General features: G+C 34.8%; 16 protein-coding genes and 1 pseudogene. 3 read left to right on the top strand and 14 right to left on the bottom strand.

Features of this window, described 5'->3' with window-relative positions; all coding sequences use genetic code 11:
* Positions 1–268 precede the first annotated feature (268 nt).
* The 5 genes from V7S50_RS29310 to V7S50_RS29290 all read right to left on the bottom strand — a co-directional run bounded on the left by V7S50_RS29310 (position 269) and on the right by V7S50_RS29290 (position 4740).
* Positions 269–1168: an Rpn family recombination-promoting nuclease/putative transposase gene (locus V7S50_RS29310; protein WP_336376495.1), complete on the bottom strand. Its 900-nt coding sequence runs from the start codon at positions 1166–1168 to the stop codon at positions 269–271.
* A gap of 266 nt (positions 1169–1434) precedes the next feature.
* Positions 1435–2562: an MFS transporter gene (locus tag V7S50_RS29305; protein ID WP_336376494.1), complete on the bottom strand. Its 1128-nt coding sequence runs from the start codon at positions 2560–2562 to the stop codon at positions 1435–1437.
* 163 nt (positions 2563–2725) lie between these two features.
* A complete protein-coding gene (locus V7S50_RS29300; RefSeq protein WP_336376493.1) occupies positions 2726–3352 on the bottom strand; it encodes an FMN-dependent NADH-azoreductase in 627 nt (208 codons plus the stop codon).
* Positions 3353–3412: 60 nt separating this feature from the next.
* The gene (locus V7S50_RS29295; protein ID WP_336376492.1) at positions 3413–4003 is read right to left on the bottom strand and encodes a DUF3238 domain-containing protein; all 591 of its coding nucleotides are present in this window, start codon (positions 4001–4003) and stop codon (positions 3413–3415) included.
* A 152-nt stretch (positions 4004–4155) separates the two neighbouring features.
* Positions 4156–4740: a DUF3238 domain-containing protein gene (locus V7S50_RS29290; protein WP_147807493.1), complete on the bottom strand. Its 585-nt coding sequence runs from the start codon at positions 4738–4740 to the stop codon at positions 4156–4158.
* A gap of 669 nt (positions 4741–5409) precedes the next feature.
* Here V7S50_RS29290 and V7S50_RS29285 point away from each other — a divergent pair.
* Complete coding sequence (locus V7S50_RS29285) at positions 5410–7128, top strand: NAD-dependent malic enzyme (protein ID WP_336376491.1); 1719 nt, start codon at positions 5410–5412, stop codon at positions 7126–7128.
* A gap of 106 nt (positions 7129–7234) precedes the next feature.
* Positions 7235–8191: an AEC family transporter gene (locus V7S50_RS29280; RefSeq protein WP_336376490.1), complete on the top strand. Its 957-nt coding sequence runs from the start codon at positions 7235–7237 to the stop codon at positions 8189–8191.
* Positions 8192–8577: 386 nt separating this feature from the next.
* Here V7S50_RS29280 and V7S50_RS29275 read toward each other — a convergent pair whose 3' ends face one another.
* Complete coding sequence (locus V7S50_RS29275; protein ID WP_147807496.1) at positions 8578–9213, bottom strand: FMN-dependent NADH-azoreductase; 636 nt, start codon at positions 9211–9213, stop codon at positions 8578–8580.
* Between the two features lie 175 nt (positions 9214–9388).
* Complete coding sequence (locus tag V7S50_RS29270; protein WP_147807497.1) at positions 9389–9706, bottom strand: winged helix-turn-helix transcriptional regulator; 318 nt, start codon at positions 9704–9706, stop codon at positions 9389–9391.
* Between the two features lie 373 nt (positions 9707–10079).
* On the opposite strand from V7S50_RS29270, the gene V7S50_RS29265 reads away from it, so the two are divergent.
* Positions 10080–10553, top strand: coding sequence for a MarR family winged helix-turn-helix transcriptional regulator (locus V7S50_RS29265; protein ID WP_336376489.1), 474 nt, complete (start codon positions 10080–10082; stop codon positions 10551–10553).
* A 574-nt stretch (positions 10554–11127) separates the two neighbouring features.
* Here V7S50_RS29265 and V7S50_RS29260 read toward each other — a convergent pair.
* The 7 genes and pseudogenes from V7S50_RS29260 to V7S50_RS29230 all read right to left on the bottom strand — a co-directional run bounded on the left by V7S50_RS29260 (position 11128) and on the right by V7S50_RS29230 (position 15087).
* Positions 11128–11286, bottom strand: coding sequence for a hypothetical protein (locus V7S50_RS29260; RefSeq protein ID WP_170833709.1), 159 nt, complete (start codon positions 11284–11286; stop codon positions 11128–11130).
* Complete coding sequence (locus tag V7S50_RS29255) at positions 11274–11906, bottom strand: class I SAM-dependent methyltransferase (protein WP_336376487.1); 633 nt, start codon at positions 11904–11906, stop codon at positions 11274–11276. The genes V7S50_RS29260 and V7S50_RS29255 overlap by 13 nt, the downstream gene beginning before the upstream one ends.
* 302 nt (positions 11907–12208) lie before the next feature.
* Positions 12209–12673, bottom strand: coding sequence for a hypothetical protein (locus V7S50_RS29250; protein ID WP_336376486.1), 465 nt, complete (start codon positions 12671–12673; stop codon positions 12209–12211).
* A 169-nt stretch (positions 12674–12842) separates the two neighbouring features.
* Positions 12843–13025, bottom strand: a pseudogene (locus V7S50_RS29245) (hypothetical protein); the annotation flags it as partial.
* 240 nt (positions 13026–13265) lie between these two features.
* Positions 13266–13820, bottom strand: a complete 555-nt coding sequence (locus tag V7S50_RS29240) for a recombinase family protein (RefSeq protein ID WP_199668330.1) — start codon at positions 13818–13820, stop codon at positions 13266–13268.
* 405 nt (positions 13821–14225) lie between these two features.
* The gene (locus V7S50_RS29235) at positions 14226–14597 is read right to left on the bottom strand and encodes an ATP synthase subunit I (protein WP_336376593.1); all 372 of its coding nucleotides are present in this window, start codon (positions 14595–14597) and stop codon (positions 14226–14228) included.
* Positions 14598–14631: 34 nt separating this feature from the next.
* Positions 14632–15087, bottom strand: coding sequence for a MarR family winged helix-turn-helix transcriptional regulator (locus V7S50_RS29230; RefSeq protein WP_018783527.1), 456 nt, complete (start codon positions 15085–15087; stop codon positions 14632–14634).
* Positions 15088–15106: the final 19 nt, after the last annotated feature.

The following is a 15106-nucleotide window of genomic DNA, read 5'->3' as shown; positions in this document are numbered from 1 at the left end:
GAATAATTTACTCATACTCTGCATATCAGTTTTTGTTATTTCAGTATGCAAAATTGCATGTTTTAACAAAGATTAAAATAAGATACGCTCTTTTGAATTACTCACTACTTAATTTTACAACATATTATATAAATAAAGGGATTAATAAGTAGAGAATTCTCAACTAAAGTGTATATGAAAGTCTTAACTTGATAGCAATTTGGTGCTACCCCTAGTTGATAAATAGATCAACAAAAAAGAACCCAATTAATAGGTTCTCTTTTGTTGCTTATGATTTTTGTGCTAAAATACGTTCAACCTCATCTATGCCTAATTTACTGGCTTTAGCAATCGTTTCAATTGGTACACCAAGTTCATGCATCCCTTTAATCATCTGTATTTTTCCTTGCTGAACCCCTTCTTGAATTCCTTCTTTTTTTCCCTCATTACGAGCATGAGCAAACTTTGCAGCCTCATCCATTAAGGCCTTTTCTCTTGCTTCATATGCTTGACGGAAAGAAGAATCTTGACTCATATGTTCCCACTTATTCATTGCTTTTTGTAAAATTGGATCTTGGTTCATGGCAATGTCCTCCAATGTTTGTGTGAGATACTCATCTTCATTCGCTGGTAATAATAATAACCAACGAACAAACGAATCTTCCCACGGATTAACTTTCTCTTCACGCCATTGCTGTAGTAACTTTGGAATCTCTACAATATGAACTTCTATATCGTCACTTAATAACTTTTGTTGTTGCTGATTCCAAAGGATTCCTGTTGTATGAAATGCTTCATATTCTGGAAACATTACAAAGTTTAATAAGTTTATGGTAATCGTTTTATGAAGTGAGCTATAAGGCATTCCTTTTTGCAATTGAGAGGTGTATAACCTTCCCCAATAATACAAGCTTCGTTTGATCATATCATGATTGTTATTCAATTGTATTTCTACATTTACCTTTGTTCCTGTATTTAATGTAGCCGAAATATCTAAAATTGATAATTTATCTTCTTCGTATTCGCGATGCAAATGTGGATCTTCTAATTGTAGGGCAGCAATAGGTGATTCCAAAGAATCTTTTAATATGGCATTTAAAAAGGCAACTAAAATATCTTCATTCCCATTTGTGCCAAATAACTGCTTAAATGCAAAATCGATACGTAAGTTTACTAACGAATTGGACATGGTTTTCCTCTTCCTGTTTTAGACTATATCTTTACCTTTATTGTACATAAAACCAAAGCTAATATGCAAACAATCCCCTTTGATTTATATAGGGATTTAAGTCTTCTCTTAAAGGTGTACCGCCACATCACTATCAATCTAACAAAATAAAATACCCCTTAAAATAAAAAAACGCTTTTCTTCCGTAAACTTATAGGAAAGGATAGCGTTTTTTTACACTTGGGGGTAAAGTAAATTCTTAAGTTGATGGGCATGTATGCTCACCCCTATAATGTCTTTTTTACAAACAAAATAAAAATCAACAGACTAATAAACCCAGATACCGCACATACAATAAATAACATTTGATATCCCATGAGTTGTGAAACAAACCCTAGAATGATTGATCCTAAACCAATCCCTAAATCAAAAGCAGTGAAAAATGTAGCGTTTGCTACGCCCCTTTTCTCTGGTGGAGCTAATCGTATAGTTACTACTTGAAGAGCGGGTTGTGCCGATCCAAATCCAATTCCATACAAAATAGCTGTTATAACGAGTCCAACAAGACCTTTTGTCATTGCTAGGACTAATAGTGCAATTATCATTATAAAAAGCGCAGGAACAATAATGATTCCTTCTCCGCGCTTATCGGATATTCTCCCTGCAATCGGTCTAATTACTATAAGTGTGACAGCATAAACTAAGAAAAAAGTACCAGCGTTCACTTGAATCTTTGCCGCAAACAGTGGTAAAAATGTTGTAATGCCACCAAAAGTAAGGGATAAGAAAAATGTCACATTAGCGATTGGTAAAACCGTTTTTTCAAAAAATGATATTGGTTGTTTTGAGGTATGCTGAACGGCTGAAATTTTTGTACCAAGCGCAAGTATGAATGCAATAAGTGCTAATGCTGTGCATAGTAGAAATAAATAATGAAATGAAAATGATTTTGCTACCCAAAGACCTACTATTGGTCCTAAAGCCATACCTAAAGTCATTGCAAGTCCGTACCATCCCATTCCTTCTCCGCGACGAGATGGTGGAATCACATCAGTCACAGCTGTTCCAATCGAAGTTGTAGCAACCGCCCAGCCGATTCCATGGAGGATACGTAATACCACTAAAAATATAACTCCTGTTACCCAATCATAAAAATACATTGTAATTGCAAAAAATAGTAGTCCGCTTATTATAAATACGCACCGACCATATCGATCCATTAATCCTCCAACAATAGGACGGAAAATTACTGCCGATATTGTAAATACTCCAATAATAAATCCAACTTGAGATTCACTTCCGCCTAATTGTTTAATAAACATAGGCAGTGTTGGCATTAGTAAATAAAAACCACTAAATAGTAATAATGCTGTAATTGTCAGCATGATATAGTTTTTTGTCCATAAACGTTCCATTGTAAAGTACTCCTGCTTTCTATCGTAGAATAAATTGAGAATAAAAAACTCGCATCAATTAGGTTCTTACTGCTCCAAAATAGCGAGATAAGCAAATAAAAAAGCAGTACCACCGCTATAGAATTGTTGGTACTGCCATATTGAGTGACGAGTGTTTTATTAATTAGAACGTAGTTGCTACTTTAACTGCCTTTTCAAGCCCTGTAGAAATAATTTCTTCTGCTTTTTCTGGGAATTGGTTGTGGCCTTCAATCACGACTTTCTCCATATCTTTTACACCGAAGAAGCCCATCATACTTGCTACATATTTAATGGCCATTTCCATTTCAGCTTTTGGTCCTATAGAATATACACCGCCGCTTGCGTTTAATAATGCAATTTTTTTATCTCCAATAAGACCGACTGGACCTTCTGGCGTATATTTAAATGTTTTGCCCGCGCGATTTAAGTAATCAATATATGTGTGTAGTACAGCTGGGATTGTTAAATTCCATAATGGGAAACCAAAGACTACTTTATCAGCTGCGAGGAATTGATCTAAATATTTATCAGCAACAGCTACTGCTTTTGCTTCTTCTGCTGTTAAGTCAAATCCTCTGCTTGCTTTAAATGTGCCGTTAATCATATCTACTCCTACATATGGTAATTCTTCCTTGTATAAATCAAGCTCTATCACTGTATCATTTGGATGTGATTCTTTATAGCTTGCTAAAAAAACCTCATATAATTTCACACTAACCGCCTGATCTGCTGGACGATTGTTTGCTTTTACAAATAAAACTGTTGTCATTCTCTTTTCCTCCTGTTACTCTTCTCACGTTGTTATATTTTTAAAGGGATTATATTGTTTTTATAATGTCTTTTTAAAACTGCACTCCATTTCTCCACCTAGCGCTTCAGCTGTATCACCAGTTTCTCTGAAATCATGTGTATGAATTAGTTCAAACTGACCAAAATCTGTTTGTTTATAAAATTCATAGCAAGGGAATCCATCATGTTTACCTTCGATATCAACTGTACCATCTTTTTTGACATGCATAGTTAAAAGATAGTCAACAGCAGGTGCATTTATATTTAATGGATTGCTAGCACTTGCACTCATTTGAAACTTGACGTCATTAGTACTCCATTCAATATCAGTGCATACAATACGTTCTGTACTAGCTTTTCCTGTTCTTGTATGAACGGAACCATCTGGAGTTGTAACTCTTTCCGTTGTTATACCCGTATTTCCATATGTGAAAATTTCTTTTTTGTGAAAATCTACAACTACTTCTTGTTCAACTCTAGAACGCATAGCATTTACAGCATAAGGGGTAAATTCACGTGAATCACCTTCGAACTCGATTAAGTCTCCCGTTTGATTAGATCCAGTCCAACCTATTGAAACCCAAGACATTGGGATAAATACACTTGCTCTAATTTTAACGATATCAGCCATGAGAAACACCTCTGTAATTTTATTTTTAAGTAATACAAAACATTGACTCATTGAGCAAAACAGGTCACAATTTTTTAGGACAATCAATTGTTTTACCTTTAATACTCGCTACCGAATGTTAAGTGTGATCCTTTTTTGATTTGTATTTATATTTAAATTGTCTTTTTAAAACTGTATTCCATCTCTCCAGCTAGCGCCTTTGGAGTATCACCAGTTTTTCTGTAATCGTGTGTATAGATTAATTCAAATCGCCCGAAGTCTGTTTGCTTATAAAATTCATAGCAAGGGAACCCATCATGTTTACCTTCAATATGCAAAGCTCCACTTTTGCTAACACGTATAGTTAATAAATAGTCAGCTGCAGGTGCTGCTGCATCTAAAGGGTTGCTGGCACTGGCCTTCATTTCAAAAGAAACCTCATCAGCGCTCCACACAACATTCGTACATACAATGTTTTCTGTACCTGTTTTTCCTTTTTGATGCTCAATAGAACCATCTGGATTTGTAATTTTTACAGTTGTAATACAAGCATCTGCAAATGTAAAAATTTCTTTTTTATAAAAATCAATAATCACTTCTTGCTCTAATCTTGAACGCATCGTGTTTACGGCGTATGGTGTAAATTCACGTGCATCACCAGTATATTCTAAGATCCTTCCTGTTGCAGAATCCTTAATAGGTTCTAAGCAAGCATACGGAGCAAATACACTTCCTCTAATTTTTACAATATTAGCCATGAGAAACCTCCATAATGTATTAATTTTATTTCGGTGAATCCTATTTCTTTTATATTTTAAATATAGTCAATATAGTTGACTACAATCTGTATAGTACAATAGGATTTGAATTTAGTCAACTGTATTGACTTCATTTGAGAAGGTTTTATATATGAATCATCAAATACTGAGTGAATTCAATCTTATATTACTTTTGCCATTATTCATTCTCACCTTTCTGTTTTTAATAGGATAGAAAATAAACCGACATAACTAGAAATAAAATAACTAAGTTACAAATAGTAACTTCAATGATTAATTTAGTCATTATTTTTGTGTTGTATTTATATTCTCTTTTCTAAAAAAACGTCTATATAGGTTCGTATTTTAAAAATTATTTCTATTAATTTTTTGATGTAAGTAAAAAATTAAATCCTTATTTTATATGGTTTTAAGGTGTGTTTATATAATTAGGAAACTATTTATTTACTAGCCAATAAAAAATAATCAGAAGTGAAATAAAATAGTAAAAATAGTTGACTATTTTATTTACCTTGGTTACTATTAGTGGCATAAAGTGTTTCTGGTTACTATTAGTAACCTTTATTAACGCAAGCAAATAAGACACTTTACAAATACATTGAGAGTTGAAAATACAATACAAAACATCAAGGAAGAAGGAATAATCACATGAATACATTTAATCTTTCCAATGACGGATCTATTCAAACAAATTTGAAAGGGAAAAATCTACTTGCTCAACCTTTCTTAAATAAAGGAATAGCATTCACAAATAAAGAGCGTAAAGATCTTGGCTTAGAAGGGATATTGCCCCCAACAGTTTTATCATTAGAAGAACAAGTTAAACGTGCTTATTTACAATTTAAAGAACAACCTAATAACTTACGGAAAAATGTTTGGTTAAACGATTTATCTAATCGCAATACCGTATTATTCTATCGATTGCTAACAAATCATCTTAGTGAAATGTTACCTATCATTTACACTCCGACTGTTGGACAAGCCATTCAAGAGTATAGTCATGAATATCATCGTCCAGACGGTGTTTATCTTTCTATTAATGATATGGATGGAATTGAAAAAGCATTTGCAAATAGTGGATTTAAAGCAGAGGATATTGATTTAATTGTAGCTACAGATTCTGAAAGTATTCTTGGTATTGGTGATTGGGGAGCAAATGGAATCAATATTTCTGTTGGTAAATTGGCTGTTTACACGGCAGCAGCTGGAATCGATCCCGGTCGTGTGTTGCCTGTTGTATTAGATGTAGGGACAAGCAACGAAGAGTTGTTACAAGATCCTTTTTATATTGGAAATCGACATGAACGAGTTCGAGGCGAAAAATACGACGAATTTATTGATGCCTATGTTGAAAAAGCATTAGAAATGTTCCCAAATGCTTTATTACATTGGGAAGACTTCGGTAATGTCAATGCTCGCAACATTATTGAGAAATACGGAGATAAGATTTTAACATTTAATGATGACATTGAAGGTACTGGAGCTATTACATTAGCAGCTATCCTTTCTGCTGTTCAAGTTACTGATGTCCCATTACGAGAGCATCGAGTAGTGGTATTTGGACCAGGAGCTGCAGGGATTGGTAATGCTGATCAAATTCATGATGCGATGGTGTTTGATGGTCTTTCGAAAGAAGAAGCATATAGTAGATTTTGGGCTGTTGATTACCGAGGGCTTTTAACAGACGATATGGATGGTATTTTAAACTTCCAAAAATCTTACTTACAAAAAACGGAAGAAGTAAAAGGTTGGGCGCGTGATGAATCCGGTAAAATAACTCTTCTAGAAGTGATTAAACAAGTAAAACCTACTATTCTGATTGGAACATCAGGTGTAAAGGGAGCCTTCTCAGAAGAAATCGTAAAAGAAATGGCCAAACATGTGGAACGCCCAGTCATTATGCCAATGTCAAACCCAACGCCATTAGCAGAGGCAACTCCGCAAGATTTACTTACTTGGACAGATGGAAAAGCACTAATTGCAACAGGAAGTCCGTTTGAGCCCGTTTCTTATAAAGGTACAGTATACGAAATTGGTCAATCAAACAACGCATTTGTATTCCCTGGTTTAGGACTTGGTGCGATTGTTGTAAAAGCGAAAGTGATTACAAGCGGTATGTTTACTGCTGCTGCAAATGCTGTAACTGATATGACTGATAGTCGTAAAGCTGGTGCTTCATTACTTCCAAGTACAAAGGACTTGCGTTCTGTCTCTGTAGCAGTAGCAATTAAAGTTGCAAAAGCAGCTATTCAAGATGGCGTGGCTCAACATGTTCCAGAAGATGTTGAACAAGCTGTAAAAGATGCTATGTGGCATCCAACTTATAAATCAATCAAATCTAGTGAAATTTCGGAGATAACTATGTAGGTTTAAATGAATGCCTATCACCTTGATAGGCATCGGTATTTACCGGAAATTATTCACTTTGAAGTTAAAGCGTAATTTAGATATATATATTATGGAGGATTTTAAAATGGAAACTAGTCAAATCTTTATTATTCTAACACCTATTTTCTTTACCATCCTATTAGGATATTTAGCTGGATATTTTAAAAAATTTGATGCGAAGACATCAAAAGGATTAAATACATTAGTAACTAAATTTGCATTACCAGCCCATCTGTTTGTGGGGATTACAACAACCCCTAAGCAAACATTAATTGAAAAATGGCCATTTTTACTTGCCTTAGTTATTGGTATTGTAGGCTTTTATATTGTTTTCCTATTAATTGCTAAATACGTATTTAAGTTTTCATTAACAAAAGCATCAATGTTTTCTTTAAACTCAGCCCAACCAACTTTTGCATTTATGGGGACTCCGGTTTTAGGGAGTTTGTTTGGAGCAAGTGTGGCTGCGCTTCCAATTGCCATTACAGGAATCGTTGTGAATGCCATACTAGATCCATTAGCTACTATTATTGGTGCAGTGGGTCAACGTCAGAATGAAGAGACTGACGAGAAAGAAGGTCTTTTGAAAGTAACTGTTAAATCAATTTTACATGGTCTTTCAGAGCCGCTAGCATGTGTTCCTTTAATTGGGGTTATTCTTGTGCTATGCGGGTTCCAATCACCACATTTATTAGAGAAGAGTTTAGAGCAAATTGGTGGCATTACATCGGGTGCAGCGTTATTTGCTGTTGGGGTTACAATCGGAATTCGTAAAGTTCAATTTAGCCCAACTGCATTTGGGATTTCAATTCTTAAAGTAGTCGTTCAACCACTTATCATGCTTGGAATTGCACATGCAATAGGATTATCTTCAGATGACGTAACAAAGTTAGTTTTATTAGTAGCATTCCCAGGATCTTCAGTAGCTGCTATGATTTCGTTGAAATTTGACAGTCTAGCAGGTGAGACAGCCTCTTCCTTCTTTATTAGTGCGCTTATGTCTCTTGTTACCCTGCCCTTCTTCATTTCTTGGTTGATGTAAATAAAGTTACTGTCAATCAATTGAGGTTGTAAAGTCCTTAAAATTCCCCTCAGACGCTTGAAGGGTACCCTATAAAATGGAAAGTTTAATAAAAAGGCCTTAAAAAATCAAGCGCTTAAGAGATGGTCTCGGTATTCTACCGGGGCCATCTCTTTTAGTATCCGCTGATAAGGGTTATAATTATAGTCCTAAAATGATTCGAGTAAACAACTGAAAATTATTTTGGTGGATTAAGTTGATATACACAATACTATAGTGCTAGATACTATTGTGGGATAAATTAGATACAAGGTAAGTGAAGAAAATCCTAGGAGAGTTTTTATTAAACACAGTATTGTTACTATAATAAATATAATTAGCAATACTGTGTTTTTAGATTGAAATATTTAAAAATATTTAGCAACTTCTTTAGCTCTAATAATAGCTTTTTTCTTAATCTCTTCGGCCTGTTCTGGAAATTTGTTATGTCCCTCGACAAATATCCCTTCAAAGAAAGAGGTTCCAAAGAATTCCATCATAACTTCTAAATACCGATGGCCCATCTCCTTACGCGCTTCTGGTCCTTCAGAGTAAATATCGCCACGTGCTTGAATGTGCAATGCTTTTTTACCTGTTAATAATCCTACCGATCCTTCTTTTGTATACTTAAATGTTTTTCCTGATACAGCCACAGCGTCAAGATATGTTTTTAAAATGGCTGGAATAGAAAAATTCCACATTGGAGTGACGAATACATACTTGTCAGCTAATAGAAATTGTCCGCCTAATTCAGCTAGACGTCCTACTTTTGATATTTCAATAGGTGTTAATTCATGTAAAGGAATTCCAGATCTAAGTTTCTCCCAACCATTAAATACATCAGCATCAAGATATGGAATATCCGCTTTGTATAAATCAAGATGAACAACTTCATCATAGGGATTTAATTCTTTATAGGACTTAATAAATTCTTTTCCAACTGTCAAACTGTATGATTCGGTATTATCAAATGGATGCGCTGTAATATAAAGAAGATTTGCCATTTGTTTCTTCCTACCTTTCTAAAATGAGGTCAGCTATTACTTTAATATGAAACAGTGTAATTTTTTTAATATGAATTGTCTACTTATTAAATGTATTGACTATATTTTTTAGGAGATTGCACTTTGTCTATTCTTAATATTTGTTTGATTTTTGTATTTGTAAGAACCTTTATATTTACTCTTTTATCCAACTTTCAGCCCATTGACTAATTGGTCCAAGAATTTTCCCTAATTCTGTTCCTTTTTTTGTTAGTAAATACTCTATTCGTACAGGGCGTTCCGTGCTCACATGTCGCACTACCATATCGTTATCCTCAAGTTCTTTCATTCTTTCTGTAAGCATACGTTTACTTAAATCTGGAATCATTGAATGAATTTCACTAAAACGTTTAGGACCACTCATTAGTACATAAATAATTAATCCTGTCCACCTTTTCCCTATTAATTCAAAGCTTTTTTCTATTTTAGGTCCTATGTCTCGTTTTTCATCCATCTTTCATACCTCCGTATAGATGATTTGTAATCTTTTATTCCCCGTGTATTTATTGTAATCACATAAATTATATCAAATAAATAAAACAATTCCTTTATTTTGGTAGGAAATTATAATTAATTGGATATTTAAAGTAACCTGTATATTTTTGTAATGAGGAAAATTTTTTGAAAAAATCGATATTTTTATCATGTTATTTCTTATTTAATATGTAATTTTACTAAGTTTTTATGTGAATAAATATTTCTTGATGTTGTAAGTGAGGCATATTACTTTCATAACAAAAACAACATAGTTAACTTGATGGATTATGTTATTCGTAGTACAATGAATCAAAAAGTCAACTTAATTGACTTTTAAGGAGGTCTTATGTATGAATCATCAAGTATTTAGTGAATTAGATCTTACATCCCTTTTGTCATTATCCTTTAGTACATCGATTAATGAACTACATGACAGATTGAGTGAATTGGGATTTGGAGATATTAGACCTATACATGGTTTTATGTTTAAATACATCACCCCTAATGGAGCGACAGGTATAGAACTAGCTGAATATTTAGGAATTACAAAGCAAGCTGTAAGTAAAATGGTGGATTATCTTGAGAAAAGTGGTTATGTAATGCGTAAAACTCATCCCACTGATAAGAGAGGGAAAATTATTGTTTTGACTGAACGGGGTTGGTTAGTAGTGCAAGCAAAAGAGAAGATACTAACTGAGATTGAAGAGCGCTGGATTGAAAACATAGGTGCTGAACGAATGCAAATGCTCAAGGAAGATTTAACAAAATTAGTTTATGAAGCAAATGAAAGTAATTCACCAGTGAAGTTTAGACCTGTCTGGTAAATATAAATTTTATAAAGAAGATTAACTGTACGTCTATTAACAGTTTAAGAAACAGACAATCCTCCAAACGATAAAAGTGAAAGTAAGATTTTTCTATTTAAATGGAAACAAACTTTTCGTTATGGTGGGTTTCAAAATATTAATTTGATGGGTATGGAGTAATTTCGCCTAAAAGATTGTTTGTGGAAATAAAAACCCTAACCAAGATGTTATTGCCTAAACATATAATGCTTTAAAACCAATATAACACTGTAGGGTGTATGTTGGTTTTTTCATTTTTTGTTATACTTGTTATTTTTGCTTTTGTGGGCTTTAAGACTTTAATCTGATGATTATAGGTTAGAATTTCTTTAGCGTAGAAAAAGCAACCTTAATTTTCTAGAAAATGTATTAGCGTGGGGTTTTTCCGATTATCTTAACTCCAAAGTGACAATCATTGTTAAATCAATGGTTGTCACTTTGTTTACATGTATTCAATGTAGTTTTAAGTTGTTTAATTAACTCTGTTCGAGGAAAATTTATACTAATCCGGCTTTATAAACCAAAAACTAGTCAATAACACGAAAATAAAGTGTTAGATTGTTTTTTGGTTTATTGCATTATCGATCCCCGTGAGCGGAACAAAAAAGGTTTGAGTCTCTTTGTCCGGCTGCTTTCGACCAGCTGTCCCGACGGTCGGATTCACATCGGCAAGTTCGTCGGCACACACAGCCCCCGCCATCAGCGGACGCAAGCTGCCATCTCCCAGCAAATTTTCGGCTTCCGGTAGCGGTGCATGTCCGTTTCCGTCAACACGTTGATCGCCCATCCGTCAAACACCCGACGCATATCTGCTTCGTCAAAAAAACGTTTCCGCCGCCCCTCATGCTCGTAATAACGGGGTTCCAATTCGATGCCCTGACCGGCACCGTAATGAACATCGCACGTGGAATTCAAGCGGGCTAGCAGCAATCCGCCAGTGCCGACAACTCTCGCAATTTCGCTAACAATAGAAACAGTATCGTCCCAGTGAAAATAATGCAGGGACAAATCCGCGACAACCGCCCTCGCGCTACCATCCGGAAACGGCAATCCTCCTGTCATATCGAATAGGTTTGTTTCAACGCCTGGCACATATTTGCGTATAATCGCCAACGACTCAGAGGAGAAGTCGCAGGCGATGACCCGATAACCTCGTTCTGTTAAAAATAAAGAGTCGCTGCCATATCCGCAGCCAAGATCAATGACCGGTCCATCTTGGGCCAATCCTAGCATCGGCTCGTATTTTTCCAGCCAAAAATCTACTTGCGGCTTGCCGAGATTCACATCGGCAAACACCTCGTTCCAATGTTCAGCTTCTGAACGCCTCGTCATAGTCAGAACCTCACTTTCTGCGGAGAAGAGCGTAATAATTAGATGCTTGCTATCATTTTGACAAAAGGAACGCTTCCTTTCTAAATCGGACACATCTTAAGTGTTTTCTGTACGTTAAGAGACATCTGTCCAGAAAATCTTATGTTTATGAACAGAGGATAAAACTCAATAATAGAATATTAATATTCTATTTTTATATAAAAAAAATAAGATCCGAAGAGCTTATTTTAATAATAATATCAACGCAATTATCAATGATATTATCGAAGATACAATCATAAATAATAAAGCTCAGTCATGAGTTATTGCCCTGTAACTGTCATTCCTGCTGTGTAAATTGTATCAATAGAACCATCTGTGCTTACAACTTCAACTTTGTATCGGTATGTGCCATTTTCATAAACATCATCGCCATATCCTGTGAAAGTTGAAATTTCATCATATGAGCCAGCTGGAACCCACTGATTGTTCCATTTGAAATTAGTTTCAAATTCTCCCCAGCTATCTCCGTTTTTCTTTTCGATGCTGACATTGTAATGAATTTCTTCAGCTCGGTCATTCGTGATTCTTGCAATTAAGCTATTACCAAAAGTAACTTGTGTAGAATGTATTTTAACCGTAACATCGTTTACTGTTTCGCCAGGACCACAGATATAATGACAGCCATCCCATTCCTCAGCTTGTGCCTTTGATGTATCTAAATTCATAACCGTTAAACCGCCTAAAGCTAACGCACCACTCAACGCAATTGTAGCTAATTTTTTCATGATAATTCCTCCTATTAACCGTTATAAGTGAATGTTTTTGTTTTTACGTATTCATTGCCAGCATAAAAAGGTTTCTATGACTCATTTCTATCACCCTTCAGCTTATATAATTCGACAAATGGTGATAATTTCCTGCAAATAAAATAAATAAGCACTCCCGCAGGAATGCTTATTCAAATTCAATTTCTGTTTTATTGTCTGATGTGAAGTATCTTATGGTTGTTTTGCCGTATTCTTGCAAGCCACTCTGCGCAACGGCGTCTTTTAACTTTATTCTCGTTCTGTAGCCGAATTTTTCCCGTAGGCCTTCGTCTGCATTTGACAATGCTGTTTTGTCAACGAAAACATATAGGGGTCCCGCCACATTGCTATCAAGCAAAAAAAATACAACTACCCACAATGAAATTTTGTGCTAACTTGTTATAAAAAAGCTTATTTTTTCGTTTTGGGGGTATTTGCTTTTCTTAGCTTGATGGTGATGGAGTAGCACCAACAAAACGCGAATTTGGCCCAGTACCAGCGTTGCTGTAACCAGGGGCAAAGTAGCAAATAATGATATATTATTTCTACTCTGTCCCATTCATTTGTATTGCTAATTATCTTTTTGTTGTATTTTACGATACAGCGTCATGCGAGAGATACCAGCTTTTTCTGCAGCATCCGTACGATTCATTCCTTGATCTATAAGATATAAAGCATAATTTACCTTTTCCTCATCAGTTTTGGGTCTTCCGGGATGTTTCCCACGTTTCTTGGCTGCTATGATTCCCTCTTTTGTTCGTTCAGAGGTTAAATCTCTTTCAAATTGAGCAATCCCTGCAAAAACAGTAAAGAGCATTTTTCCATGTGCTGTTGTTGTATCAAGCCAAGCTTCTTTTAGGCTTTTCAAGTTTGCTCCTTTTTGAGAAATGAGTTCGGCAATTTCAATTAAATCTTTTGTAGAACGAGAAAGACGAGTCAAATCTGTTACTACTACTGTATCTCCTTGGCGTAGAAATTCTAACATACGATTCAACTCAGGGCGGTCTCGTTTAACTCCTGTTATTTTTTCAAAAAAAATACGTTCACAACCGGCTTCTTTTAATTGTTGTTCTTGGCGATCTAAATTTTGATCAATCGTAGACACTCGCATATATCCAAATTTCATGTAATTCTTCCTTTTTTTATTTTCATTGTATCAAAAATGTCTTTTAATAGATATTGTTACAAATAATTTTGTTACACATTTTTGTTACACCTAGATTACTGGTTTACTTGACTTCATATTTTGATACAAACTGCTGTAACAAAAATGGTCGTTTTAGTTACAATCCTTAGCTTACAAAAATCAAGGTTTCGACTTCCAAAAAATGTATTAACGTGGTTTTTATGTCATTTGGCTGGCGGGACCCCAATAAAAAAATGAAACCCGTTAGGGTTTATTTGATATGCAGAATTTTCAATAATCTACACTGGTTTTTTAGAAAAAGAAAAAAGCCATTTTTGAAAATGACTTTTATTAACCTTAGCTTGATAGCGATGTGCTGTGCCCCAAAAAAAGTTTTATGCTAATCTATTTCTTCCCATCTTTCATGCTATAATACCCTAAATTAATCACAATTAAGAAATAACCACCCATAATTCCGGCAGCAAATGTCCATATAACACTATAGTGTTCAATCTCATACATAATAATCGCACCGAGTATCGCTGCTGCAAACCGATTAATCATACCAAGCGTCGGTGTTTTTGTTTTTTTTACAATGCTATCTCCAAACTTTTCAATACGCCTTCCTAAAATCCAAACACAATACATACTAACAAGCAAGCCAATGCTTGCACCTAAAAAATGGGGCGAAAAAGGCGTCATAATCCATCCTAATAACATCGTGCCTAGCAAATAATACATTTGTATTTTAAATGCCCTTAGTGCCATACGAATCATGCTGTACTCCTTTACCTTTCTCATTGAGACTTTATTACTTAGGCTCAAGGGTCTTCTTTTTTTCTTCCAGTATAATTTGATTTATTTTAATTAAGGTATCGGTCATTTGCTGCAAGGCTTCGATATCAATTTTAGAGAAGTATTTCTCAATAAGTAAATCATCTAGCTGAGACAATCGTTCTATATACTTGCTACCGTTAGGACCAATTGTAAGGAAATACTCACGTTTATTGTTAGGATTTACGTGTTTCGAAATCATATTATGTTTCTCCAATTTAGATAAAACTTGGCTGACAGCACTTTTGGATATATTAAAAGTGGTCGCAATACTGTTAGCTGTAGTATTTTTATTTAAATTAATATAGATTATCATGTTCTCTTGCTGCCCTGTAAGACCAAACTCATTCTTTAACTCCTGAGATAGTAAAATGTTTAATTCATTGTAGGCTCGGTTCATGTCGGTAATTACTTCTTTATAAGAACTAGTCATACTATTCTTCCTCCAATCA

Origin of the sequence: Bacillus sp. CCNWLW194, from assembly GCF_037120585.1 — a bacterium.
Lineage (GTDB): Bacteria > Bacillota > Bacilli > Bacillales > Bacillaceae_G > Bacillus_A > Bacillus_A basilensis.
Note: the sequence above shows the minus strand (reverse complement) of the source record. Positions and strands in the feature narration are given on the sequence as shown.

Coding starts and splice junctions, on each gene's coding strand:
- V7S50_RS29310 (WP_336376495.1), bottom strand. CDS start 1,168: ATGTCCAATTCGTTAGTAAACTTACGTATCGATTTTGCATTTAAGCAG.
- V7S50_RS29305 (WP_336376494.1), bottom strand. CDS start 2,562: ATGGAACGTTTATGGACAAAAAACTATATCATGCTGACAATTACAGCA.
- V7S50_RS29300 (WP_336376493.1), bottom strand. CDS start 3,352: ATGACAACAGTTTTATTTGTAAAAGCAAACAATCGTCCAGCAGATCAG.
- V7S50_RS29295 (WP_336376492.1), bottom strand. CDS start 4,003: ATGGCTGATATCGTTAAAATTAGAGCAAGTGTATTTATCCCAATGTCT.
- V7S50_RS29290 (WP_147807493.1), bottom strand. CDS start 4,740: ATGGCTAATATTGTAAAAATTAGAGGAAGTGTATTTGCTCCGTATGCT.
- V7S50_RS29285 (WP_336376491.1), top strand. CDS start 5,410: ATGAATACATTTAATCTTTCCAATGACGGATCTATTCAAACAAATTTG.
- V7S50_RS29280 (WP_336376490.1), top strand. CDS start 7,235: ATGGAAACTAGTCAAATCTTTATTATTCTAACACCTATTTTCTTTACC.
- V7S50_RS29275 (WP_147807496.1), bottom strand. CDS start 9,213: ATGGCAAATCTTCTTTATATTACAGCGCATCCATTTGATAATACCGAA.
- V7S50_RS29270 (WP_147807497.1), bottom strand. CDS start 9,706: ATGGATGAAAAACGAGACATAGGACCTAAAATAGAAAAAAGCTTTGAA.
- V7S50_RS29265 (WP_336376489.1), top strand. CDS start 10,080: ATGAATCATCAAGTATTTAGTGAATTAGATCTTACATCCCTTTTGTCA.
- V7S50_RS29255 (WP_336376487.1), bottom strand. CDS start 11,906: ATGACGAGGCGTTCAGAAGCTGAACATTGGAACGAGGTGTTTGCCGAT.
- V7S50_RS29250 (WP_336376486.1), bottom strand. CDS start 12,673: ATGAAAAAATTAGCTACAATTGCGTTGAGTGGTGCGTTAGCTTTAGGC.
- V7S50_RS29240 (WP_199668330.1), bottom strand. CDS start 13,820: ATGAAATTTGGATATATGCGAGTGTCTACGATTGATCAAAATTTAGAT.
- V7S50_RS29235 (WP_336376593.1), bottom strand. CDS start 14,597: ATGATTCGTATGGCACTAAGGGCATTTAAAATACAAATGTATTATTTG.
- V7S50_RS29230 (WP_018783527.1), bottom strand. CDS start 15,087: ATGACTAGTTCTTATAAAGAAGTAATTACCGACATGAACCGAGCCTAC.